Origin of the sequence: Corynebacterium macclintockiae (genome assembly GCF_027570165.1) — a bacterium.
GTDB classification, from domain to species: Bacteria; Actinomycetota; Actinomycetes; order Mycobacteriales; family Mycobacteriaceae; genus Corynebacterium; species Corynebacterium macclintockiae.
Genome location: NZ_JAKMUV010000001.1, coordinates 239,628 through 262,584 on the forward strand (window position 1 = coordinate 239,628; position 22,957 = coordinate 262,584).

Below are 22,957 nucleotides of genomic sequence, written 5' to 3' on the forward strand. Positions count from 1 at the left end.
CCTTTTAGGTAGATTGGGCGGTGTCCGTGCGGGGCACGAAGACCAATCCGCTTCTGTGCGTTTCCGCTGTTGAGCCTGGACGGGTTCGATGCGGGAGGCGTCAAAAAGCAATCAAGATAAAGGTGATGAAAGAATGACCGAGCAAGAATTCCGCATTGAACACGACACGATGGGCGAGGTTAAGGTTCCCGCCAAGGCTCTGTGGCGTGCACAGACGCAGCGTGCCGTGGAGAACTTCCCGATCTCCGACCGTCCGCTGGAGTCCGCACAGATCCGCGCGATGGGCCTGCTGAAGGCGGCCTGCGCGCAGGTGAACAAGGACCGTGGCCTGCTGACCGACGAGCAGGCGGACGCGATCATCGCCGCTGCAAAGGAGATCGGTGAGGGCAAGCACGACGCTGAGTTCCCGATCGACGTCTTCCAGACCGGCTCTGGTACTTCCTCCAACATGAACACCAACGAGGTCATCGCCTCCATCGCCAAGCAGAACGGCGTGGAGATCCACCCGAACGACCACGTGAACATGGGCCAGTCCTCCAACGACACCTTCCCGACCGCAACCCATGTGGCCGCTACCGAGGCTGCTGTGAACGACCTGATCCCGGGTCTGAAGGTGCTGCACGACTCCCTGGCTAAGAAGGCCAAGGAGTGGGAGACCGTTGTGAAGTCCGGCCGCACCCACCTGATGGATGCCGTTCCGGTGACCCTGGGTCAGGAATTCTCCGGCTACGCCCGCCAGATCGCCGCAGGCATCGAGCGCGTTGAGGCCACCCTGCCGCGCCTGGGCGAGCTGCCGATCGGTGGCACCGCAGTCGGCACCGGCCTGAACACCCCGGCTGACTTCGGCGCCAACGTCACCGCCGAGCTGGTGAAGCTGACCGGCGTGGAGCAGCTGCGCGAGGCCGAGAACCACTTCGAGGCACAGGCTAACCGCGATGGCCTGGTGGAGTTCTCCGGCGCTATGCGCACCATCGCGATCTCCCTGAACAAGATCGCCAACGATATCCGCTGGATGGGCTCCGGCCCGCTGACTGGTCTGGGCGAGATCCACCTGCCGGATCTGCAGCCGGGCTCCTCCATCATGCCGGGCAAGGTCAACCCGGTTCTGTGTGAGACTGCAACCCAGGTTGCTGCACAGGTCATCGGAAACGACGCTGCCGTTGCCTTCGGTGGTTCCCAGGGCGCGTTCGAGCTGAACGTGTTCATCCCGATGATGGCCCGCAACGTGCTGGAGTCTGCGAAGCTGCTGGCCAACACCGCCCGCGTGTTCGCAGAGAAGCTGGTCGACGGCATCGAGCCGAACGAGGAGCGCATGCGCACTCTGGCTGAGTCCTCCCCGTCCATCGTGACCCCGCTGAACTCTGCCATTGGCTACGAGAACGCGGCTAAGGTTGCTAAGACTGCGCTGAAGGAAGGCAAGACCATCCGCCAGACGGTTATCGACCTGGGCTTTGTCGACGGCGAGAAGCTTACGGAAGAGGAGCTGGACAAGCGCCTCGACGTCCTGGCTATGGCCAACACCGACCGCGACAAGTAGGCGAAAAGTAGGTAGGACAAAGGCAAGTACCGACGCCGTCGCTTGGCCAGCCGGCTATCTGACTGGCCAAGCCGGCTATCTGACTGGCCCGCAAGCTGCGCCGACTCACCCGCTGTTGCTTCCCGAAGGCACTGGTAGGCATTAGTGCTACTAGTAGGCACTAGCCACCGCCTTGGGAGGAGGGACAGCGGGTTTCCCTATTGCCATGCATCTGGGCTCTGTCCCTCCGGCTCTCCCGCCACCTCCGAAGGGGTGAAATGTCGCTAGTCCGAGAATATGCACTGCGCCTCGGCCGACTTCACAAAATCACAACGCACTGACCTGGGCTTTTACTTTACTGGAATTTGATCCCATTAACAGATTCTCGTTCTAGCGACATTCAGTCTCTCCAGCACCGACCAATCCCCACTATCTGCCGCCACACCGCCAACCAACCAATATCCTTCAAAAGCTATTGGTCACATCAGCACCACCCGTTTCATAGATGTCGGAAAAGTTGCAAAACGCCTCCCCTCCTGAATTGGCACCTTCCGCAACACGCCTGTGACCTGCACTTTTGCGCTATTGAAAATCTGCCCCAACAAGGTTGTGCAACTTTTCCGACATTTAACCCACCGGAGTGCAATTTTTCCGCCACGTGAACCGCCGCATACCCACCCGTGACACCAGTCGCACCCTGCCACAGCACACCACCTACCACGCAAACCGTTAACCACAGCACACCAGACAAACCCGTATGAAAAACTACACAAACATTGCACTGGTTAAAACTTTGCACTGGGTGTAAGTTTGGCCAAGTGAAGCAATCAATCTGTTCTGATCCCACGGAGCCCTCGGATTCCACGGATCCCACGGAGCCCTCGGATTCCACGGAACCCTCTGATCCCACGGAGCCTACGGAGCCCGCAACCATGGGGCTGCGCGAGCGCAAACGCCTGGAAACCAGGCTGCGAATCGAGGACGAGGCCACCCGCCTCTTCCTCGATCGTTCCTTTGATGGAGTCACACTGGAGGAAATCTGCGAATCAGCCGACATCAGCCGTCGCACCTTCTTCAACTACTTCTCCTCGAAGGAACACGTTGCGGTCGGTAAGCAACCTCCCCTGCTCACCGAGGACGACTTCGACAAGCTCGAGAACTTCTCCCCCACCCAAGGCAGCCTGCCGCAGTACCTCTACGACATGTTGACCAAGAAGCGTCTCGAGGAAGCTCGGAAGTCGGACAATGCCAACCTTGATCCGGAATTGGCGGAGTCGATACGGTGGCGTCGATCCCAAATAATAAAGCGATTCCCCAGCCTGGCACTGGCAAAGCTCGCTAGCTACGAAAAGCTGCGCAGCGACCTCGCCGAAGCAGTGTGCCGGAACCTAGCGAACCACCCCGGCAACCGCTGCACCCAGCTCGAAGTGATGGAGGAAGCACACCTCATCGTCACCGCGGCAACGACGGTGCAGTGGGCCGCGGCAACATCGGCAACGCGCAGCGGCAGAATCCTGACCAGCACAAAGGACTTCGACATTGCTCTTGCAGGACTGCAGCAGATCTTCACGGCCATAGAGCCAACCAACGAACACATCGCAGATATAACATCGCAGAATCAGAACCAGGAGGACCGTCAGTGAGCGACACTCGCACCCAAGCCGCAGCGGCCAAGGCACGTCTTGAAGCGGCGGAAAAGCAACGCCAGGAAAACCACAACAACGTCCCACTAGTCTTCGGCTGCCTGATGCTGGGCATGCTGATGTCTTCGCTGGGGCAGATGATTTTCTCCACCGCCCTGCCTACCCTCGTCGGTGAACTCGGCGGCGCGAACAAGATGAGCTGGGTCATCACCAGCTTCCTGTTGACTATGACTATCGCCATGCCTGTGTACGGCAAGCTGGGCGACCAGATGGGTCGCAAGCCTCTGTACCTGGTCGCGGTCACTCTGTTCCTTGCGGGTTCGGTGATCGGTGCCCTCGCCCAGAGCATGAACATGATGATCGTCGCCCGTGGCGTGCAGGGCTTCGGCGCCGGTGGCCTAATGATCGGCGCGCAGGCCATCATCGCCGACGTCGTCCCCGCCCGCGACCGCGGACGCTACATGGGCATCATGGGCGGCGTGTTCGGCTTAAGTTCCGTGCTAGGTCCGCTGCTGGGTGGCTTCTTCACCGACGGCCCGGGTTGGCGTTGGGCCTTGTGGTTCAATGTGCCGCTGGCTGTCATTACGCTGCTGATGGTCGGCTTCAACCTCCAACTGCCGAAGCGCGGCAAGGGCGCGAACCTGGATGTTCCCGGCACGGTGCTGATGGCCGGCGCTACGAGCTCGCTGATCCTTCTACTTACATGGGGCGGCCGCGATTACGCCTGGTCCAGCCCTGTCATCATCGGCCTGGGCATCGCCGCTGTCACACTGGCCACCCTGTTTGTCCTGGTCGAGCGAAAGGCCAAGGAACCGCTGATCCCGATGCAGCTGTTCACCGTCCGCAACTTCGTGGTCACGACGGTAGCGGGCACGATCACGGGCGTGGTGATGTTCGGCGTGCTGGCGTATATGCCAACGTACATCCAGATGGTTCACGGCATGACCCCCACCAAGGCTGGTCTGATGATGATCCCGATGATGGCGGGCATGATCGTCACGGCCACCGCGTCTGGCCAGTACGTCTCCCGCACCGGCCGTTACAAGTGGTTCCCCGTCGCGGGTCTGCTCGTCGCCGCCGCTGCGGTTGCTCTAATGGGGCTTTTTGACGCCCACGATTCCCTACTGCACCTCGGCCTCGTCTTGGCTCTTATGGGTGTTGGCCTGGGGCTTTCGATGCAGATCCTGGTGCTTATTGTGCAGAACTCTTTCCCGATTTCGATGGTGGGAACTGCGACGGCTTCGAATAACTTCTTCCGCCAGATTGGTGGCACGGCGGGCTCTGCGATTATCGGTTCGCTGTTCACCCACCGCGTGGCGGATCTCATGGGCCAGCGAGTGCCCGGCGCGTTGCAGGAATTGGGTCCACAGGGGGCGCCGCTTGCGGAGAAGCTCCAGGGTGGAGGCAGCGCCCGCCTGACCCCGGAGATCGTAGACACGCTTCCTGTCCCGCTGCACGAGGCCATTACGACCTCGTACAACGATGCATTGGTTCCGGTGCTTGGCGCGATGGCGCCGGTGGCTGTGTTGGCCGCGCTGATCCTGACCTTGGTCCGCCAGGACAACCTTAAGGAGACCGTCGAGTAGCCCCGAGCTACCTATTCGGTGGCTACTTATCCGGGGCTACTTACTCGCCAGCGGCATCGTCCTTGGAGTGCTCCAGGTTCTGCTGGTAGTACTCCCAGGCGGGGCCGCCTTCCAGGATCTTCTCCATAACCATGTTGTGGCGCCACTTGCCCTTCTTCGGGCCGTAGTTCATGTGGGACATGCAGTGGAAGATTCCCACCTGCTCGAAGCCACGGGACAGGTGCAATCGCACGGAGCCTTCGTTCTCCGGGAAGATGCTGGAGTGCATCGCCCAGTGGCCCTGGTCGGCGGCATCCTTGAGCAAGCGATCTAGAAGGTTCCCCGCTACGCCCTTTCCGGCAGCGTCCTTGTGGACGTAGATCGAGTCTTCCAACACTCCGTCGAAGACGTCGCGGTGACTGGCGGAAGTGGCGGTGATCCACCCCAGGATCTTCTCCCCGTCGTCACCCAGCCCCGCTGCCTGAGCCGCTGCGGGGTCAGTGTCGATGGCAACGAAGGAGAGTTCGGGCAGGCGGTGGCGCATGAAGTCTTCCCACGCTTCCGGCGCGTTTTCTTCAAAAGTCGCCTCACCAGTATCCATTCCGGTCTGCAGAATGGCCTGCACCTGTGGGTAGTCCTTTTCCTCCATCAGTCGGATGGAGATTGCTTGCTTGGCACCTTTGTCCGTGCCATTACCGGCGCTATCCTGCGCAGAGTTGCCTGCGGTATTCGCGGAAGTCATGGAAGAAATTGTGCCTCACAAGCTACGGTTTGCGCCACCTGACCGGTGGTAGCTCTCAGCGAACTAGCCCTTTCTAGACCTTTCTAGCCCTTTTCCAGCAGGTTCGTAACCAGCTCCGCGATCGCCGAACGCTCGGAACGGGTCAGAGTGATATGCGCGAACAGAGGGTTGTTCTTGAGCTTCTCAATCACCGCCTGGATGCCGTCGTGACGGCCAACGCGCAGGTTGTCGCGCTGCGCTACGTCGTGGGTCAACACCACCCGGGAATTGCGCCCCAGGCGGGACAGCACGGTCAGCAGTACGTTGCGCTCCAGCGACTGTGCCTCGTCCACGATCACAAAGCTGTCGTTCAGGCTGCGGCCGCGAATGTGCGTCAGCGGAAGCACTTCCAGCAGTCCTCGCGCGTCGATCTCCTCCAGAACGTTGTCGCTTACCACGCCCTCCAGGGTGTCGTACACCGCCTGCGCCCAGGGGTTCATCTTCTCGGACTCGCTGCCCGGCAGGTAGCCCAGGTCCTGGCCACCAACTGCATAGAGCGGACGGAAAACGACAATGCGCTTGTGTTCTCCGCGCTCCAGCACAGCTTCCAGGCCCGCGCACAGCGCCAGGGCGGACTTACCCGTGCCGGCCGAACCACCGAGGCTCACAATGCCCACCTCGTTATCCAGAAGCAGGTCCAGGGCAATTCGCTGCTGGGCGCTGCGGCCGCGGATTCCAAAGGCCTCCAGGTCAGTGGGAACCTGGCGCACCATGCCGTCTCCCATGGAGCGTGCCAGCACGGATTGGCTGCCTGCAGTGAGCTGCAAGCCGCAGTGGATCGGCAGTTCGTCGACTTCTTCCCCGTCGACGGTCAAGGCACCCGAGATATCGGCCTCTCCCACGTCGTAGAGCTCGTCGATAATGCCGGAGGGCACCTCCGCCCGCGCCATACCGTTGTAACCGGTCAGCACCACGTCCTGCGCGTGGTACTCGTCGGCGTCCAGACCAACCGCACCAGCCTTCACGCGCAGCGGCACATCCTTAGTCACCAGGGTGACGTTGTGCCCTTCCGCGCGCAGGTTCAGCGCACACGCCAGGATGCGGTGATCGTTCTGTTCGCCCCGCAGCCCCGTGGGCAGTACGGATTGGTCAACGTGATTCAGTTCTACCTGGACGGTGCCACCCATGTCGTTGACGATGCTGGGCATGTCCAGTCGGCCGTGCTCCTGGCGGAAGTCCTCGAGCATGCGCAGAGCCTGACGGGCGAACCATCCGAGTTCCGGGTGGTGGCGCTTGCCCTCCAGCTCACTGATAACGACGACGGGGAGGATGATGCGGTGTTCCGCAAACTTGATCAATGCCCAGGGATCGGACAGCAACACCGAGGTGTCGAGGACGTAAGTGCGTAGGCCAAGCTCTGCGTCGGAATGAGCGTTCATTGCCTCTTCAGCCTGGAAGTTCTGATGTGCCTGATCGGTGGGCGCAGCGGAAGTCATGGAGGTGGTGCTCCTTGTAGGGATTAAGAGTTAGTTAACCCGGACGTTCCACGCCGCAAAAGCTACGCTTTACATCCGGGGAATGCGGATGAGGTGGGTAGGTGTGACTTGCTTCGGACACCCTCGACGCTAGGGGCGCTGCATGGAAATTACATTGTTGTTAGATGAACTCTGGGTAAACATGAAAAAGCCCCAGGATCGGAGGCATTTACTGCCCCTCACCTGGGGTTATCAAGTTCTACTTGAAGGTTAGAACTTCCGGCGTTCGCCGCGCTTTTTCTTAGCGCTTCTCGATCGTGTCGGTGAACTTGCCGGACTCATCCTTAGCCCACTTGATGGTGCCGTTCTCGAAGGACTGGGTCCAGCCGTTGGCTGCGTCGCCCTTCTCCGGGCCGGTCGGCAGGCCGATCTCGTTATCCAGGCCACCACCGTTGACCCAGGTCTCGCCAATCTTGCCGATAACCGGAACTGCACCGTGGCCCTTAGAGTTGGCGATCCAGCCCTTCTCGAAGGTAGCCAGGGAGCCGTTCTTGCCCTCGGTGTACTCGGTCAGCTTGCCGAAAGCGCCGGACTCGCCGCCCTCGTTATCCCAGGCGGTCTTTACGTCCTTTGGCAGTTCAACCTCTTCACCATTGGCGGTCTTGACCTTCTCGCCCTCACCTTCAGCGCCACCCTCGGAACCTGCGCCCTCAGCGTCGGCACCCTCGGAGCCCTTAGCGTCAGCACCCTCGGACTCGGAGCCCTTTTCGCCAGTCATGGAGTCCTTAGCCTCGCCGGCCTTCTCGGAAGCAGAAGCTGCTGCGTCGCCAGCCTTTTCGGAAGCGGAGTTGGCAGCGTCGCCAGCCTTGTCCTTAGCATCGTCGGAGCATGCAGAAACACCGAATACCAGGGATGCACCAGCGGCCAGTGCTACTGCGGAACGACGGAAACGCTTGTTGGAGTTCATTAGATTTAACCTTTCTCTTTGCTCTTCGCATTGTGCGAAAGCACTACCCACCCATTCCTAATCACGGCCTTGAGGAAATGCACGTGCCGTGCATGATCTTTAACTCAATTGCAATCGTTTCTTTATCTACGCTTAGCTGTCCGCACAGCCTTTTTCTTCGCCGTTTTCTGCACTCTACCTGCCTTTTTATTGACGCCACCGCGCCCCCGACTAGCCGCCTGTCGCGAACTGCCCGCTGTGCGTCCTTTACATATCCCAACGAAGTCCTGAATGACGTCATTGTCAGATTCGACTCGCCACATTAGGGCTACGCGAGTGCGCGGGCACGTGGTGGCGTCAATACCAAAAAGATCCCGGTGCACTACCCCACCTTGGTTAATTCCACGCAGCAGTGGGCGCGGCGCGATAGCGATACCAACATTGGCAGCGACAACCTGAAGGGCTTCGCGCAATGCGGCGATATCGTCCCAGCCGTTAGCCGGAGTGACATACATCAGCTTCTCATCGACGAGCTCGCTGTAGTCAATGGCCTCCATCACCTTGGCCGGGTGGTCCTTTGGGGCGGCGACCCCGGTCTGTTCTTCATAGAGGGCGACCTCATGCATGTCCGCCGGGCGCTCATACCCCTCGGCTGGCAAGCGCACTAGAGCCACATCCGCCTGCCCCGCGCGGACATAGGCCAGCGGATCGTCGGTACCTGCGCTGGCGACCTTCCACCCCGGTGTCCTCTCGTCGAAGCGCCGGAACCATTTATCCGGTTGCACTCCCGTGCTAAACACAACCTTCAGATGCCGCTGCTGGTTCACGCGCTGGCGCTGACGGGACTGCTGGTGCTGGGTTGGTTTTTGGGTTCGCTGCTGATTCTGCGAGGCGGAAGCTTCGGGCATGGAACCAATAATAAGACGCTTCATTAGAATGATGGTCATGACTGACGCTAATCCGAGTACCAAGTCCGGGCCACCCATGAAGCCCGCCACGGCAGCCAAGAAGCTGGGGATCTACCTTCCCGCTACTCCGCAGGAGTTTCAAGACACACCCCTGAGCCACGAGCAGTTCGTGGAGTTGCAAAAGAACCCGCCCGAGTGGCTGCAGACTCTGCGCCGCGAAGGGCCACACCCACGCCCGGAGGTGGCGCGGAAGTTGGGCATTAGCATCACGTCTTTGAAGGCTAACGATATGGATAAGCCGCTCACCACGGCGGATATCAAGGAGTTACTGGAAAAGCAGCCCGAGTGGCTGCGGGAGGCTCGGAATAAGCTGGCGACCGAGCGGACGGAGACGGAGCGTCGTTAAGAGAAAGGCGGGGATGAGCCCGATACATCGGACCCTTCCCCGCCTTTCAGCTTTATGTAGTTTCCAATGGTGACGAGCCATTAAAAACCCTTCGCCCGATATAGCGACCAGGTGACGAGTCTGGCGCCATACGTTGGCCGGACGAAACAACCACAACACTCACTGTGAAGAAGTGTCTACCGGCACCTACGCACTTCGGGGAGAAGAGAGAAAACCCTTAACGCGTAAGTGTCTGCGCCGGCAGCTTTGAACTCCTTCGCGAGCATTGCAATATATTCCACAACTGCAGTGCGCCTCAGGTGACTAGCCTGCGACACATCTGTGAGGTTAGCCAAGCCTCACCTGAGTTGTCAATACTTTTGCAACATCTTTGTTGTTTAAATAAATGACCAGGGTTTTTGTAGAACTTTGAGATACCCCAATCCAGGCGGGGGTAGCTAGCGCCACCAAACAAGATGGCAGCGCTAAAGAATCGGTGTATTTTCGCCCGCGATCTGGGGGATTTCTTGCACTTCTACACCTAAAAGATGCTATTCTCATAAGCAATGCAGAGATGCACGTCACACTGCTGGCGTAAAATCGAACTGCGACACAAGAAATCTCAATAGCCGACGTTGGCACTTCGAGAATTGGTCAGATTTACACGCGGGGTTACAAGACCTTCGTGCTGGCCAGCGCACGAATCGCCACCGTCTAGGTTTGAAAGGAACCCATGAAGAACTTCCTGCCACGCAACATTTTCGAAGAAGAGCACAACATGTTCCGCGAGGCCTGCGCGGACTTCGTGAAGGCCGAGATCGCCCCGAACGTTGACCGCTGGCACGAGCAGGGCTACTGCGACCGTGAGATGTACCAGAAGGCCGGCCAGCAGGGCCTGCTGGGCATGATGGCTCCGGAGCAGTTCGGCGGCGGCGGAATGGAGAACGACTACCGCTTCAACGCTGTGCTGACCGAGGAGCTGGCAAAGGCTGACTCCGGTTCCGTGATCGTGGGCATCCAGACCATCAACGACCTGGTCATCCCCTACCTGCAGCGCTTCGGCAACGACGAGCAGAAGGAGCGTTTCCTGAAGCCGCTGTGTGCTGGTGAGAAGATCGCCGCACTGGCAATGACCGAGCCGGGCGCAGGCGCTGACCTGGCTGGCATCCGCACCTTCGCCAAGAAGGACGAGAACGGCGACTACATCGTCAACGGCGCGAAGACCTTCATCTCCAACGGTGTTCAGGCTGACTTCACCCTGCTGGTCGTCGTGACCAACCCGGAGAAGGGCCGCGCTGGCGTTTCCATGCTGATCGTCGAGGACGGCATGGAGGGCTACACCAAGACCGGCCCGCTGAAGAAGGTCGGCCTGAAGTCCCAGGACACCGCCGAGCTGTCCTTCGAGGACACCCGCGTTCCGAAGGAGAACCTGCTGGGCGAAGAGGGCGCTGCCTTCGGCTACCTGCGCACCAACCTGGCTCAGGAGCGTCTGTCCATCGCCGTGGGCTCCATCGCTACCTCCCGCCGCGCATTCGACCTGGTTTACAAGCACTCTCAGGATCGCAAGACCTTCGGTCAGCGCCTGATCGACCACCAGGCTTACCGCTGGGAGCTGGCCAAGATGGCTACCAACATCCAGACCTCCCAGTCCTTCGTTGATGCCTGCATCATGGAGAAGGTTAACGGCACCCTGGACGAGGTCACCGGCGCGATGGCTAAGTACCAGACCACCGAGTTGCAGATCGAGGTTGTTAACGAGGCTCTGCAGCTGCACGGCGGCTACGGCTTCATGCTGGAATACCCGATCTCCACGCACTACCTGGATTCCCGCGTGCAGCCGATCTACGGTGGCCCGAACGAGATCATGATCGAGATCATCTCTCGTCGCCTGGCCAAGGGCGAGAAGTAAGGTTTAGCCCCTAAGCCCCTACTCCCCCTTAAACTGCGGTGGTCGCTTTCCTACGAAAGCGGCCACCGCTTCGCTATGGTCGGCGGTGTTAAACAGACGCAGCTGTGCCTCTGCCTCCGCCGCTGCGGCCTCGTTGATGGCTGCAGCGTTCTTCACCAGCGCCTTCATTTCCTTGTATGCCGCAGTCGGGCCACCGGCAAAAGACGCGGCTAGCTTCTCTGTCGCCGCCTCTAGCTCCGCGGGCTCCACCAGGTTCTCCACCAGCCCCAGCTCTAGGGCCTCCTCGGCGGGCACCTTGCGATCCATCAGCAGCAACTGCAGCGCCTTCGCACGCCCCACGCAATCCACTAGGGTCTTCGACAGCCCGGAATCTGCCGCCAGCCCCACGCCGGTAAATGCGCCCTTGAAGGACGCAGCCGTGGACATCACGCGGAAGTCGCACGCCATCGCCAAACCCCAGCCAGCGCCCGCTGCCGGCCCCTGCAGCGCGGCGATCGTTGGCACGCTGATGCCGGCGAGCAACTCAACCATCGGGTTGTACTCCTCCACCACCTTTTCCATGCCGGTGCGGTTCTGTGTATCCTGCAGCTGTTCCTTGAGGTCCTGCCCGGAGCAGAATGCCTTGCCAGCCGCACGCAGGACGACAGCGCGCACTGCGGAGCCGAGTTCCTGCGAGTCTTTCTGTGCATTCCGGAACGCGTCGATCAACGCCAGGCGCAGCGTCTTGTCCAGGGAGTTGTATGCCTCTGGCCGGTTGATGGTGATGTAACGTACGCCGGCCTTGTCTTCGACCAGCACAAGATTGTTGTTTTCGCTCATGTTCTTCACGCTACGTGGCGTGGCCGCAGAGCGCCGTCTTTTCTGGCGGTTTTCTCTATGGACGCCCCCTCGCGCCCCCGCTCCCCCTCATGCCCCGCCGAAGCGGGGGATGACTAGCGTGGTTGGGCGATGACCTCAGCGCCAGCTGCCCTGAGGGCGTCCAAAGCCTTAGCGGCGCCGTCCTCGCTGACGGCAGAGCAGAGCTCTTCCACCACAGTCACACCGAAGCCAGCCTTCAGGGCATCTTCGGCGGTGGCGCGCACACAGAAGTCGGTGGCGATGCCGACGATGGTGACATGCTCGATTTCTAACGAATTCAGCCACTGCTTCAGCGTTTGCTCTTCCCGCGCCAGGTGGCCTTCAAAGCCGGAGTAGGCAGCGGTGTATTCACCCTTGTGGAACCAGACGTCCATGAGCTCGGGGTTGAGTTCGCCGCAGACCTGCGCACCGTGGGTATCGGCCACGCAGTGCACCGGCCAGGTATTTTCGTAGTCCGGCTCCTCCCCTTCGGGTGCGAAATGCCCCTGGGGGTTGATGTGCCAATCCATTGTGCCGGCGATCAGAGGGCGGGAGTTGATCTCTGCGCCCTCTTCCGCGTCGGCGCCCACTACCTCGCGCAACCAGGCATTAATCCCCCGCGCGACCTCAACACCGCGGGCGGTGCCCAAAGAACCGTCAACGAAATCGTTTTGAACATCAACGACGATGATTGCTTCGCGCGAGTGGGTGCTGACCATTTCTCGAATCTCTCCTACTTCCCCAATAGGGTTCACCCCGACAAGGACTACCCCAGCGGGGACTAACCCAACGGGAATTAAACCCAACGGGAATTAAACCAGCTTCCAGTCTTCCAGACCGTCGTACAGCGGGAAGTCCGCAGCGATCTTGTCCACGCGGGCGCGCAGGGCGGAAACGTCGGCGTTACCGGCCAGAGCCGTACCGATGATGTCCGCAACCTCGGTGAAGGCCGCGGAATCCAGGCCACGGGAAGCCAGCGCGGAGGTACCGATGCGCAGGCCGGAGGTAACCATCGGCGGGCGCGGGTCGAACGGCACAGCATTGCGGTTGACGGTGATGCCAACCTCGTGCAGCAGATCCTCACCCTGCTGGCCGTCCAGCTGGGAGTTACGCAGGTCGACCAGTACCAGGTGGACGTCGGTGCCGCCGGTGAGGACCTGTACGCCAGCGTCCTTCGTATCCTGTGCATTCAGACGCTCAGCGAGGATCTTGGCGCCTTCCAGGGTGCGCTGCTGACGGTCGCGGAACTCGTCAGTCTGGGCCACCTTCATGGCCACTGCCTTCGCGGCCACGGCGTGCATCAGCGGTCCGCCCTGCTGCCCCGGGAATACGGAGGAGTTCAGCTTCTTGGCGTACTCCTGCTTGGCCAGGATCATGCCGGAGCGCGGGCCACCCAGCGTCTTGTGAACGGTGGTAGAGACAACATCGGCGTGCGGAACTGGCGACGGGTGCAGGTCAGCGGCAACCAGGCCAGCGAAGTGAGCCATGTCCACCCAGAGCTTCGCCCCAACCTCGTCGGCAATGGACTTGAAGGCAGCAAAGTCCTGGTGACGCGGGTACGCGGACCAGCCGGCAATCAGCACCTGCGGCTTTTCGGCAATGGCCTGCTCGCGGATCTTATCCATATCCAGGCGGAAGGTCTCCGGATCCACCTCGTAGGCAGCAACCTCGTAGAGCTTGCCGGAGAAGTTCAGGTGCATACCGTGGGTCAGGTGGCCACCGTGCGCCAGGGACAGGCCCATGATCTTGTCGCCCGGGTTAGCCAGAGCCATCAGCACCGCAGCGTTGGCCTGTGCACCCGCGTGCGGCTGCACGTTGGCAAACTCCGCACCGAAGACCTGCTTAGCGCGGTCGCGCGCCAGATCCTCAATCACATCCACGTGCTCGCAGCCACCGTAGTAACGGCGCCCCGGGTAGCCTTCGGCGTACTTGTTGGTCAGCACCGAACCCTGAGCCTGCAGCACTGCACGGGGAACAAAGTTCTCCGAAGCGATCATTTCCAGAGTCGTACGCTGGCGGCGCAGCTCGCCCGCAATGGCCTCGGCGACCTGCGGATCGAGTTCCGCCAGAGGAGTGTTGTGCTGTAGCGAGTTCTGAGTAGACGAATTCTGCGGAGAAGTCACGTCGACCAAGGCCTTCCGTTGGGGATGAAAGTTAGTTGCTTATCTGTAGTTGCTTATCTGCCTCACCATCATAGCGAGTCCCCCAGACAAGCTAATCCACTGGTAATGGCAACGCTCGATATTTCCCCCATTCAATTTCACCTCGCCCCATTTTCGGGGCACAATAGGTGCTATGACTTCCCCCAGCCCTTACATTGAGCTGGACCGTACTCAGTGGCGCACACTTAGAAAATCGATGCCCCAGGTCCTCACCGAAGACGAACTGGAACAGCTGCGCGGCATCGGCGACGAGATTGACCTGGAAGAAGTCTCCGAGGTCTATCTTCCACTGTCTCGCCTGATCTTCCTACGCGTCGAGGCGCACAGGCGCCTGAACGCAGCGACGGAGACCTTCCTAGGCGAAGCAATGCCACAAATCCCCTACATCATCGGCGTGTGCGGCTCCGTCGCCGTCGGCAAATCCACCACCGCCCGTGTGCTCCAGGTTCTACTGCAGCGCTGGGAGACCAACCCGCGCGTGGATCTGGTCACCACGGACGGCTTCCTGCTGCCCACCGCAGAGCTCGAGCGCCGCAAGCTCATGCACCGCAAGGGTTTCCCGGAATCCTACGACCAAGCCGCACTGCTCAGCTTCGTCACAAAGGTGAAATCCGGCACCCAAAAGGTTCAGGCTCCCGTGTATTCCCACGAGGCCTACGACCGCATCCCCGGGGAATCCATCACCGTCGACCGGCCAGATATCCTCATCGTCGAGGGCCTCAATGTCCTGCAGACTGGCCCGACCCTCATGGTCTCGGACCTCTTCGACTTTTCCGTCTACGTAGATGCTCGCCGCGAGGACATCGAGGACTGGTACATCGACCGCTTCCTACGGCTCAAGAACACCGCGTTCAAAGATCCGAAGGCTCACTTCCACCACTTCGCTAATTTCAGCGATGAAGAAGCCACGCTGGTGGCACGGGAAATCTGGCAGACCGTGAACTTGCCGAACTTGATGGAAAATATCCTCCCCACCCGGGTACGCGCCTCCCTCGTGCTACGCAAGGGGCCGGATCACCTGGTGCAAAAAGTGCGGATGCGCAAGATCTAGCGCGCGCACCTACGCCCACACGCCCTTACGCCCTAAGCCCTTAGCCCTTACAGGCCGAAGCGCCGGTGCCGCTGCGAATAATCACGCAGGGCGCGCAGGAAGTCCACGCGGCGGAACGCCGGCCAATAGGTATCCGTAAACCAAATCTCCGAATACGCGGACTGCCACAACAGGAACCCGGACAGTCGCTGCTCCCCCGACGTGCGAATCACCAAATCCGGATCCGGCTGGCCGGAAGTGTACATGTGATCTCCCAGCGCCTCTGCGGTGATCGCCTCCGCCATGTCCTCGGGCGCGGTGCCCTGTTCTGCTAGCTCTGCCACGAGGGTCTGCACCGCATCCACGATCTCCTGGCGCCCTCCGTAGCCCACGGCGACGTTCACCCGCACGCCCGTGTGGTCATCCGTCTTGGCCTGGTTTTCTTCCAGGCGAACGCGTAGCTGCTCCGGCAATAGTTCTAAGTGGCCAACGGTGCGTAGCTGGAACCCGGCGTCCGAATCTGCCAATTCCTCAGCAACATCGCCAATAATGCTGCACAGCAACGACAGCTCCTCTTTGGAGCGCTTCAAGTTTTCGGTGCTGAGCAGATAGACCGTGACGGTCTCAATCCCCAGCTCATCGCACCAACCGCACATTTCCGCGATCTTCTTCGCACCTACGCGGTGGCCGTGCGACACATCCGTGAACCCGTTTTCGCGTGCCCAGCGCCGGTTACCGTCGGCCATGATGGCGATGTGCTTCGGCCGCGGTTTATCGCGCAGCGAGCGCGCCAGGCTCGCCTCATATGCCGGGTAGAGCAGTTGGGGGATGCGGTTCACAGTATTGATCCTACTGCTTCGGAGGTTCTTCGCTGTTTGCGTCCAGCGTGGTGTTCTTCTTTGCGCCCTTCTTATCGACGCCCTCAGCCCGCGCCCGCTCAGCGTCAATAGCGGCGGGGCCAGTCAGCGTGCCGGAGGCGGGAAGGAAACGCTCGTCGGTCTGGGGAACCTCGGTGCGAGCAAACATGGATCGCTTGCCCGCAGTGTCGTCGAATCCCTCGGCCTTCATCGCCGCCTCGAGCTTTTCCGTATCGAAGAGGTCAATTCCCCGGGCATCTGCGAAGGCCCGGCGGCGCTCTAGCCGACGAATGCGCTTGTTCATGGCGAAGCCAATAAGCAACACAACCAGCAGCAGAATGACGATCACGAACAGGCCGATGGGTGCGGCCTTGCCGAACTCGGCGCCCTTCGGGCCGGTGCGCTCGGCCTGCGCCAGGATCCAGGTGGCGGTGTTCATCGCGGAAAACTCCTTCTATTCTTTGCCCATTAACTGTAGTTTGTTCGCCGTCAGCGGGGAAACTTAGACATCGCTGCGGCCTGTGCACGACTCGGCATCAAGACCTGCGAACAAATCCGTTTCCGGCAGCTCGCTGTGCACCCGCGACTGCGCGAGCTCGAACTCCTCGGTCGGCCAGATCATCTGCTGCAGATCCGTATCCGCCAGGAAGAACGCTCCATTGGGGTCGATCTGGGTGCGATGTGCGCGCAGCGCATCGTCGCGGCGGGGGAACCACTCGCCGACATTGACCCTGGTAGTTACGCGGGAGAAGATGTCCGGCAGCTGCTTCCACATATCCAGGTGCTGCAGAACGTGCTCTGGTAGGCGCACCCCCCGCTCATACATGGCGGTGGCCAGGTCCTCGAAGCGCTGACGGATGAAGCCGTGGGTGTAATACAGCTTCTTCACTTCCCACGGTTCCCCCAGCTCGGGGTGGTAATCGGGGTCGCCGGCAGCCTCCCAGGCACGCATAGATACAGCATGCACCTTAATGTGATCCGGGTGCGGGTAGCCACCGTGCTCGTCGTAGGTGATGATCACGTGCGGGCGGAACTCCCGCACTACCCGCACGACGTTCTGCGTGACTTCTTCCGTATCCTCCAGCGCAAAGCAGCCCTCCGGCAGCGGTGGCTTTGGGTCCCCCTCCGGCAAGCCGGAGTCGACATAGCCCAGCCACTCGTGTTCCACACCCAGAATGGAGGCCGCCTGCGCCATCTCCTCGCGGCGAACCTCAATCATCTCGCCGATCCCCTGTTCAGCCAGCTGCTGCATCTCCGGGTTCAGAATGTCCCCGCGCTCCCCGCCCGTGCAGGTCAGCACCTTGACCCGGTGGCCCTCGTCAACATAGCGAGCCATGGTGGCCGCACCCTTACTGGACTCGTCGTCCGGGTGCGCGTGGATCGCCAACAAGCGATAACGCGGGGTGTCTGCGGAAGATGTCTTTTCACTCACGTCAATACAATCTACTAGCCAACCTCGCCCTTCCCAATAGAGCCACCAGCGCAAAACGGGCCGGGGACGAAGGCGTCATAAAGAATAGGGTGGGCTAGACTAGAGGCATCATGAAGGCGGCAAGAAACAGCACCCAAGAAGAGCGCTACGGCACAACGCGCAACCAGAAGTTCTCCGGAAAGATCGTCGTGGTGATTCTGGCGCTCATCCTGGCCGGGACGCTGAGCTACGCGGTGACGCAGTTCATGCGCACATCCGATGCCGACGTGACGGCGCAGGAATCTGGCGGCAAGATCGTGTCGGATAACCGCATGACCATGAGCATCGACGTCACCCGCAAAGACCCCGCGAAAGCCGCGTACTGCATCGTCACCGCGCTGGACTACGACAAGAACGAGGTCGGCCGCCGCGAGTTTGTGATTCCCGCCGGGGGCGAGGAAGTCACGCGCTTCAGTGTCGACATCCCCACCCGCGAACGCGGCTATGCCGCCACTGCCTATGGCTGCTCCAGCACTCTGCCGCCGCACCTCAACGCGGACGGTAGCTAAAGCGCCATAGTTAGCGCCCTGGCACCTCGGCGCCGCACGTCTAGGTGCTAGACTTTGCACGCCTACTGATTAATCTTTTGACGCCCACGTGGATCACCGCGTGAACCCTCAACAAAGACGGGAGAACCCAATGGCTGACAACCAGACCCGCTGGCTTACCCAGGAATCCTACGACCGACTGAATGCAGAGCTGACCGCTCTGAAGGAAAACCGCCCGGTGCTGGCTGCCGAGATCAACGAGCGCCGTGAAGAGGGTGACCTGAAGGAGAACGGTGGCTACCACGCAGCCCGCGAGCAGCAGGGCCAGGAGGAAGCACGCATCACCTACCTGGAGGAGCTGCTGGATAGCGCCACCATCGGTGAGGCTCCGCAGGAGTCCGGCGTGGCACTGGTCGGTTCCGTGATCCACGTGTACTACGACGGTGACGAAGATGATAAGGAGACATTCCTGATCGGTACCCGTGGCCTGGAGTCTTCCAACCCGGACCTGGAGACCTACTCCACCGATGCGCCGCTGGGTGCGGCCATTGTGGGCGCCAAGGTTGGCGAGACCCGCGAGTACCAGACCCCGGCTGGCGACACCGTCTCTGTGACGATCGTCGCCGCTGAGCCTTACGACCCTGACCTGGACGTTCCGCGCGCGGAGCAGTAGTTACTACAGTTACTACTTGGCCGGCACTGGGTGGCTGGCGGCTTTAGCTGGCTGCGGCTTTAGTCGGCTGCGGCTGGCTCCAATTGCGCTGGCTGGCCGTCATTTGCTGCCGGCTTTAGCTGGTTGCGACCGGCGGTAAGCAAGAAGGGCGCCTTCGGGCGCCCTTCTTGCTTTTCTCTGCCTTTCAGGCCTCATTTTCTCTGCCTTTGAGACCTCCCGGCAGGCCCCATTGCCCCTCTCGGAGGGGTTAGATGTCGGAAAAGTTGCAATTTGTTATTGGGGAGCATTCTCACTTACCTAAACCTACAGGTCAGAACGTTTTGTTGCTCACACGTCGTTGGCGGAGATTCTGGTTTTGCAACTTTTCCGACATTTCCCACCCCGCTTCCGTTTCTTGATCCGTTCTTCCCCCTACTCCCTTCCCTTAACCCAATCCTCAAGGGTTTCGTTCCTCAAGATTTCCTCAAAATGTCGCCAGTTCCAGACCGCGCCAGGGTGAACCTCGCCAAAACAGAGCTACAGCGGAGTGAATGTCGTTAGAACGGGAATACGTTATTGCAAACCATTATCCACTACAAGAACGTGCAGGTCAGGGTGTTGCACTTTTATTAGGCTGTCTGGCCGCGCTCACGCATTCCCGTTCTAGCGACATTTCCCCTTGCCGACCGTCGCGCATTCCCGTTCTAGCGACATTTCCCCCTGCCAACCGTCACGCATTCCCGTTCTAGCGACATTTCCCCGCCCTAGCAGCGAAATCCCCTGCAAACCGGCAGAAAAAAGGGGCTTCCAGTTAACCGGAAGCCCCTCAACTGACAGCGCTTCAGCGCTAGCCCCATGAAGCCTTAACCTCTAAAAGCGCTAGCCCCATGAAGCCTTAGCCTCTAAAAGCCTTATCCTCTCAAAGTGCTAGTCCCTGAAGTAGGACAGCAGGCGCAGGATCTCGGTGTACAGCCAGACCAGGGTAACGGCCAGGCCCATCGCAACACCCCAGGCCATCTTGGACGGCGCGCCTGCGCGGACCAGACGGTCAGCCTGATCGAAGTCCAGCAGGAAGCTCATAGCAGCGATACCAATGCAGACCAGGGAGAAGATGATGGCGATCGGACCACCGTCGCGCAGAATGCCAGCGGAGCCGGTAACCAGCGCGAACACCAGGTTGCCCAGAGCCAGAACCAGAACACCGATCATGGCGCCCACCAGGAAGCGGGTGAACTTCGGAGTTACGCGGATAGCACCGGTCTTGTAAACAAACAGCATGCCGATGAACACGCCAATTGTGCCGAGAACTGCCTGGGCGATGAGCATGCCGGCGTCCGTATCACCAACCGCAGCGCCAGAAACCAGGAACGTAAAGCCACCAACAAAGAGGCCCTCGAAGGCCGCGTAAGTCAGAGTGACAGGGGCAGAGTCGTACTTCTTACCGAATGCCGAAACCAGAACAGCGATCAGGCCACCGATCATTCCGACGAAGGTCAGGATCATCGCGAGGCTCGAGTTGTTCAGACCGATGATGAAGTTCACGACTGCCAGGGCGACAATCACGGCCAGGGTGATACCGGTCTTGGTGACAACATCGTCAACAGTCATCGGACGGTCGGCGGCACCTGCCTGGCCGTAGTTGGCAGCATCCTGCATGCCGTAGCCCATTGCGGCGGTCTGCACGCCGCCGTGAGCGGAGGTCGCGTAGGGGTTCATCCCCTGCTGACCATAACCGCCCTGCTGGGCGTAGCCACCCTGGTTGCCTTGCTGTGCGAATGGGTGCTGGCCCTGATTCTTGGCCAGCGACCCCATGAACGGGTTCGAGCTTTTCATTCTTTACACTCCATTGTTTTGCTGGTCATTTTTGAAAGCCGGAAGCTACCGGTCGACCCGCGTATGGCCGAAAAGTGAACTTCCGCTGCTGTCGCGTACATCCTACCAACGTCTAAGGCTCTTCAAATGTTCCCGACGCACCCTCCCGCATATCCGTTTGCTTAGAAATGTTCTAGAACGAACACTTGTTTGCGGTCTTTTAGGTAGTCTCCCAAACATGAAACGAACCAACTACAAGCGCCTTTCTGTCGCCGCTCTGCCTGCCGATCTGGAAACGGAGCTGCGCGACCTCACCACAAACGCCCGCCTGCACAACCTCAACGACGACTACGACGGCAAGCGCCTGGACATCGAAGCCCCGTTCCTGGGCGAGACCATCGGCTGGGTCGCCAGCGGTTCCGCCGAGGACGTGACCGAGGCTTTCCGCTTTGCCCGCCGCGCCCAGCAGTCCTGGGTCCACGTCCCCTTCGCCGAGCGCAAGCGCATCTTCCGCCGCTTCCACGACCTAGTCCTCAAAAACTCCGACCTGCTGTGCGACATGGTGCAGCTAGAGACCGGCAAGAACCGCGCCAGCTCCTTCGACGAGGTCATGGACGTCGCCAACAACGCGCGCTACTACTCCAACAACGTCGAGAAGTTCATGAAGCCCCGCAAGCGCGCTTCGGCGATGTCGATCATGGCGAAATCCATCGAGTACCGCCATCCGTTGGGTGTTGTCGGCCAGATCAGCCCGTGGAACTACCCGCTTTCCCTGGGTATCGGCGATGCCATCCCCGCACTGATCGCGGGCAACGCCGTGGTCGCTAAGCCCGACTCTGCTACCCCTTTCACGTCGCTTTTGATCTTTAAGCTTCTTTTTGACGCCGGATTGCCCCGCGACCTGGTGCAATTAGTTACGGGTTCAGGCCGCGTGGTTGGTAGTGCCATCGCGGATCAGTGCGACTTTTTGATGTTCACCGGCTCGACGGCAACCGGCAAGGTTCTGGGCGAGCAGGTTGGCCGCCGCCTGGTAGGCTACTCTGCCGAGCTGGGCGGCAAAAACCCGCTGATCATCGCAAACGATGCGGACATTAGTTACGCCGCCCGTGGCGCGGTGGATGCCTGCTTCTCCAACTCCGGCCAGCTGTGTGTTTCCATCGAACGTATCTACGTCGAGCGCGCTTCCTACGAGGATTTTGTTGGCACCTTTAGTTCCCGCGTGCAGGCCATGAGCCTGGGATCCGGGTTCGATTGGGAGATCCAGATGGGTTCCCTGGCTTCTGCCGACCAGCTGGCAACCGTGGAGAAGTACGTGGAGGACGCCCGTGAGAAGGGCGCCAACATCATCTGCGGTGGTAAGAAGCGCCCGGACCTAGGCCCGTACTTCTACGAGCCGACGGTGCTTACAGACGTCCCGCAGGACGCGCTGCTGCGCACGGAAGAGGTCTTTGGCCCTGTGGTCTACATCGAGCCGGTCGATGACCTTTACGACGCGATCGAGCTGGCCAACGACACGGACTATGGCCTAAACGCCTCTGTCTTCGCAGCGGATGACACTGCATGGCAGATCGGGCCGAAGATCGAATCCGGTTCCGTTGCCCTGAACGATGGCTACACCTCTAGCTGGGCGGCCATCGATAACCCGATGGGTGGCATGAAGGAATCCGGTGTATCCCACCGCCACGGCGCGGAGGGCTTGCAGAAGTACACGGCTACGCAGAACGTAACCTCGCAGCGCTTTATGTACTTCCGCGGACCGGAGTCCATCAGCCGGAAGACTTTCTCGAAGATCATGCTCGCCCTGTTGAAGAGCGGCAAGACTTTCCGCCTGCTGCCCTAGCGCCCGTTGACGGGGCGGATAGTCAGCGACTCGACCATGGCATCGTCTGTCGCGTCAATGGCCAGGCGCACGGCCTTCGCCACCGATTCCGGGCGGAGGTACAGGGTTTCGTCGTAATCCGCTTCGGCCACACCACGGTGGGTCTGGATCTGGCGCTGCATGTCGGAATCGACCTTGCCCGGATGGATGGAGCTCACGCGGATCTTGCCGCGCTGTTCCTCCCGCAGCGCATCCGTGTATGCACGCAGCGCAAACTTCGTCGTGGCATAGGGGCCGAATCCCACGCTGGAGCGGTAGCCCGCGCCGGAGTTGATCGTCACCACGGTGCCATGGGCGGCTTGCAGGGCGCCCAGCAGCTGCCGGGTGAGCTCCGCGACCGCGAACAGATTGATGTCGAAGGCGTGTTTCCACTGCTTAGGCGTGGTTTCTGTGACCGGATCGTGCGCCACCACTCCCGCGGAATGCACCAGGACATCCAGACTTTCCAGCCCCAACTCAACCACCGCCGCCGCAATGCCATCCGTATCGGCCAGGTTCGCCACGAAGCCTTGTGCGCTCGGGAACTGCGCAGCCACGTCGTGGGCGGACTCCGAGCTACCGCCGATGATCAGGTGGTAGTCATCCTGCAGCTCTCGCGCAATCGCCAGGCCAATGCCTCGAGTGCCGCCGGTAATCAGTGCAATCTTGCGATCCATTGCTCCATTTCCTTTCCTCTTCCCTTCCTCGTTGGGGCTTTCTCT

21 protein-coding genes are annotated in these 22,957 nt (G+C 60.4%); 9 read left to right on the forward strand and 12 right to left on the reverse strand.

Annotation, left to right across the window (positions count from 1 at the left end; translation table 11 throughout):
• The first annotated feature begins 133 nt into the window (after positions 1–133).
• From L8U58_RS01020 to L8U58_RS01030, 3 genes are all read left to right on the forward strand, one after another.
• Entirely contained in the window at positions 134–1,537 is a 1,404-nt protein-coding gene (locus L8U58_RS01020; RefSeq protein WP_034973789.1) for a class II fumarate hydratase, read from the forward strand.
• 911 nt (positions 1,538–2,448) lie between these two features.
• A complete protein-coding gene (locus L8U58_RS01025) occupies positions 2,449–3,159 on the forward strand; it encodes a TetR/AcrR family transcriptional regulator (protein WP_274706413.1) in 711 nt (236 codons plus the stop codon).
• Positions 3,156–4,745, forward strand: a complete 1,590-nt coding sequence (locus L8U58_RS01030) for an MDR family MFS transporter (RefSeq protein ID WP_034994219.1) — start codon at positions 3,156–3,158, stop codon at positions 4,743–4,745. Before L8U58_RS01025 ends, L8U58_RS01030 begins: the two co-directional genes overlap by 4 nt.
• 40 nt (positions 4,746–4,785) lie before the next feature.
• Here the strand turns inward: L8U58_RS01030 and L8U58_RS01035 are convergent, their stop codons facing one another.
• The 4 genes from L8U58_RS01035 to L8U58_RS01050 form a co-directional block, all read right to left on the reverse strand.
• Positions 4,786–5,466, reverse strand: a complete 681-nt coding sequence (locus tag L8U58_RS01035; protein WP_051879631.1) for a GNAT family N-acetyltransferase — start codon at positions 5,464–5,466, stop codon at positions 4,786–4,788.
• An 83-nt stretch (positions 5,467–5,549) separates the two neighbouring features.
• A complete protein-coding gene (locus L8U58_RS01040) occupies positions 5,550–6,941 on the reverse strand; it encodes a PhoH family protein (RefSeq protein ID WP_034994221.1) in 1,392 nt (463 codons plus the stop codon).
• 280 nt (positions 6,942–7,221) lie between these two features.
• Positions 7,222–7,887: a hypothetical protein gene (locus L8U58_RS01045; protein WP_034975524.1), complete on the reverse strand. Its 666-nt coding sequence runs from the start codon at positions 7,885–7,887 to the stop codon at positions 7,222–7,224.
• Between the two features lie 122 nt (positions 7,888–8,009).
• The gene (locus L8U58_RS01050; RefSeq protein ID WP_269954496.1) at positions 8,010–8,798 is read right to left on the reverse strand and encodes a substrate-binding domain-containing protein; all 789 of its coding nucleotides are present in this window, start codon (positions 8,796–8,798) and stop codon (positions 8,010–8,012) included.
• Positions 8,799–8,811: 13 nt separating this feature from the next.
• Between L8U58_RS01050 and L8U58_RS01055 the strand changes: the two genes are divergently transcribed.
• Together L8U58_RS01055 and L8U58_RS01060 are read left to right on the forward strand one after the other, a co-directional pair.
• The gene (locus tag L8U58_RS01055; RefSeq protein WP_269954497.1) at positions 8,812–9,180 is read left to right on the forward strand and encodes a DUF5997 family protein; all 369 of its coding nucleotides are present in this window, start codon (positions 8,812–8,814) and stop codon (positions 9,178–9,180) included.
• Between the two features lie 712 nt (positions 9,181–9,892).
• Positions 9,893–11,068, forward strand: coding sequence for an acyl-CoA dehydrogenase family protein (locus L8U58_RS01060; protein WP_034967254.1), 1,176 nt, complete (start codon positions 9,893–9,895; stop codon positions 11,066–11,068).
• Between the two features lie 18 nt (positions 11,069–11,086).
• Here L8U58_RS01060 and L8U58_RS01065 read toward each other — a convergent pair whose 3' ends face one another.
• From L8U58_RS01065 to glyA, 3 genes are all read right to left on the reverse strand, one after another.
• On the reverse strand, positions 11,087–11,887 hold the full coding sequence (locus L8U58_RS01065) for an enoyl-CoA hydratase/isomerase family protein (RefSeq protein WP_269954498.1): 801 nt from the start codon (positions 11,885–11,887) through the stop codon (positions 11,087–11,089).
• Between the two features lie 113 nt (positions 11,888–12,000).
• Positions 12,001–12,624: an isochorismatase family protein gene (locus L8U58_RS01070; RefSeq protein WP_269954499.1), complete on the reverse strand. Its 624-nt coding sequence runs from the start codon at positions 12,622–12,624 to the stop codon at positions 12,001–12,003.
• Between the two features lie 93 nt (positions 12,625–12,717).
• Positions 12,718–14,028 carry a serine hydroxymethyltransferase gene (gene glyA / locus L8U58_RS01075; protein ID WP_034967575.1) on the reverse strand — a complete coding sequence of 437 codons (1,311 nt, stop codon included), beginning with the start codon at positions 14,026–14,028 and terminating at the stop codon, positions 12,718–12,720.
• Between the two features lie 172 nt (positions 14,029–14,200).
• Between glyA and coaA the strand changes: the two genes are divergently transcribed.
• Positions 14,201–15,118 (forward strand): type I pantothenate kinase, encoded by a 918-nt coding sequence (coaA, locus tag L8U58_RS01080; RefSeq protein ID WP_034979367.1) that lies wholly within the window; start codon positions 14,201–14,203, stop codon positions 15,116–15,118.
• Between the two features lie 47 nt (positions 15,119–15,165).
• Here the strand turns inward: coaA and L8U58_RS01085 are convergent, their stop codons facing one another.
• From L8U58_RS01085 to mca, 3 genes are all read right to left on the reverse strand, one after another.
• Entirely contained in the window at positions 15,166–15,936 is a 771-nt protein-coding gene (locus L8U58_RS01085) for an isoprenyl transferase (RefSeq protein WP_034979370.1), read from the reverse strand.
• 10 nt (positions 15,937–15,946) lie between these two features.
• A complete protein-coding gene (locus L8U58_RS10255; protein WP_269954500.1) occupies positions 15,947–16,393 on the reverse strand; it encodes a hypothetical protein in 447 nt (148 codons plus the stop codon).
• Between the two features lie 63 nt (positions 16,394–16,456).
• Positions 16,457–17,386 carry a mycothiol conjugate amidase Mca gene (gene mca / locus L8U58_RS01095; RefSeq protein WP_034967270.1) on the reverse strand — a complete coding sequence of 310 codons (930 nt, stop codon included), beginning with the start codon at positions 17,384–17,386 and terminating at the stop codon, positions 16,457–16,459.
• Positions 17,387–17,496: 110 nt separating this feature from the next.
• Here mca and L8U58_RS01100 point away from each other — a divergent pair, with 110 nt between their 5' ends.
• Positions 17,497–17,934, forward strand: coding sequence for a DUF4307 domain-containing protein (locus L8U58_RS01100; protein ID WP_034967274.1), 438 nt, complete (start codon positions 17,497–17,499; stop codon positions 17,932–17,934).
• 130 nt (positions 17,935–18,064) lie between these two features.
• Entirely contained in the window at positions 18,065–18,586 is a 522-nt protein-coding gene (greA, locus tag L8U58_RS01105) for a transcription elongation factor GreA (protein WP_034967277.1), read from the forward strand.
• A gap of 906 nt (positions 18,587–19,492) precedes the next feature.
• On the opposite strand, the gene L8U58_RS01110 is transcribed toward greA, so the two are convergent.
• Entirely contained in the window at positions 19,493–20,398 is a 906-nt protein-coding gene (locus tag L8U58_RS01110; RefSeq protein WP_035008506.1) for a Bax inhibitor-1/YccA family protein, read from the reverse strand.
• A gap of 217 nt (positions 20,399–20,615) precedes the next feature.
• On the opposite strand from L8U58_RS01110, the gene L8U58_RS01115 reads away from it, so the two are divergent.
• The gene (locus L8U58_RS01115) at positions 20,616–22,217 is read left to right on the forward strand and encodes a succinic semialdehyde dehydrogenase (protein WP_034994231.1); all 1,602 of its coding nucleotides are present in this window, start codon (positions 20,616–20,618) and stop codon (positions 22,215–22,217) included.
• On the opposite strand, the gene L8U58_RS01120 is transcribed toward L8U58_RS01115, so the two are convergent.
• Positions 22,214–22,912, reverse strand: a complete 699-nt coding sequence (locus L8U58_RS01120; RefSeq protein ID WP_269954501.1) for an SDR family oxidoreductase — start codon at positions 22,910–22,912, stop codon at positions 22,214–22,216. The genes L8U58_RS01115 and L8U58_RS01120 overlap by 4 nt on opposite strands.
• Positions 22,913–22,957: the final 45 nt, after the last annotated feature.

Excerpts from the sequence above, each read along its gene's own strand:
- L8U58_RS01020 (WP_034973789.1), top strand. The coding sequence starts at position 134 with ATGACCGAGCAAGAATTCCGCATTGAACACGACACGATGGGCGAGGTT.
- L8U58_RS01025 (WP_274706413.1), top strand. The coding sequence starts at position 2,449 with ATGGGGCTGCGCGAGCGCAAACGCCTGGAAACCAGGCTGCGAATCGAG.
- L8U58_RS01035 (WP_051879631.1), bottom strand. The coding sequence starts at position 5,466 with ATGACTTCCGCGAATACCGCAGGCAACTCTGCGCAGGATAGCGCCGGT.
- L8U58_RS01040 (WP_034994221.1), bottom strand. The coding sequence starts at position 6,941 with ATGACTTCCGCTGCGCCCACCGATCAGGCACATCAGAACTTCCAGGCT.
- L8U58_RS01045 (WP_034975524.1), bottom strand. The coding sequence starts at position 7,887 with ATGAACTCCAACAAGCGTTTCCGTCGTTCCGCAGTAGCACTGGCCGCT.
- L8U58_RS01050 (WP_269954496.1), bottom strand. The coding sequence starts at position 8,798 with ATGAAGCGTCTTATTATTGGTTCCATGCCCGAAGCTTCCGCCTCGCAG.
- L8U58_RS01055 (WP_269954497.1), top strand. The coding sequence starts at position 8,812 with ATGACTGACGCTAATCCGAGTACCAAGTCCGGGCCACCCATGAAGCCC.
- L8U58_RS01060 (WP_034967254.1), top strand. The coding sequence starts at position 9,893 with ATGAAGAACTTCCTGCCACGCAACATTTTCGAAGAAGAGCACAACATG.
- L8U58_RS01065 (WP_269954498.1), bottom strand. The coding sequence starts at position 11,887 with ATGAGCGAAAACAACAATCTTGTGCTGGTCGAAGACAAGGCCGGCGTA.
- L8U58_RS01070 (WP_269954499.1), bottom strand. The coding sequence starts at position 12,624 with ATGGTCAGCACCCACTCGCGCGAAGCAATCATCGTCGTTGATGTTCAA.
- coaA (WP_034979367.1), top strand. The coding sequence starts at position 14,201 with ATGACTTCCCCCAGCCCTTACATTGAGCTGGACCGTACTCAGTGGCGC.
- L8U58_RS10255 (WP_269954500.1), bottom strand. The coding sequence starts at position 16,393 with ATGAACACCGCCACCTGGATCCTGGCGCAGGCCGAGCGCACCGGCCCG.
- L8U58_RS01100 (WP_034967274.1), top strand. The coding sequence starts at position 17,497 with ATGAAGGCGGCAAGAAACAGCACCCAAGAAGAGCGCTACGGCACAACG.
- greA (WP_034967277.1), top strand. The coding sequence starts at position 18,065 with ATGGCTGACAACCAGACCCGCTGGCTTACCCAGGAATCCTACGACCGA.
- L8U58_RS01110 (WP_035008506.1), bottom strand. The coding sequence starts at position 20,398 with ATGAAAAGCTCGAACCCGTTCATGGGGTCGCTGGCCAAGAATCAGGGC.
- L8U58_RS01115 (WP_034994231.1), top strand. The coding sequence starts at position 20,616 with ATGAAACGAACCAACTACAAGCGCCTTTCTGTCGCCGCTCTGCCTGCC.
- L8U58_RS01120 (WP_269954501.1), bottom strand. The coding sequence starts at position 22,912 with ATGGATCGCAAGATTGCACTGATTACCGGCGGCACTCGAGGCATTGGC.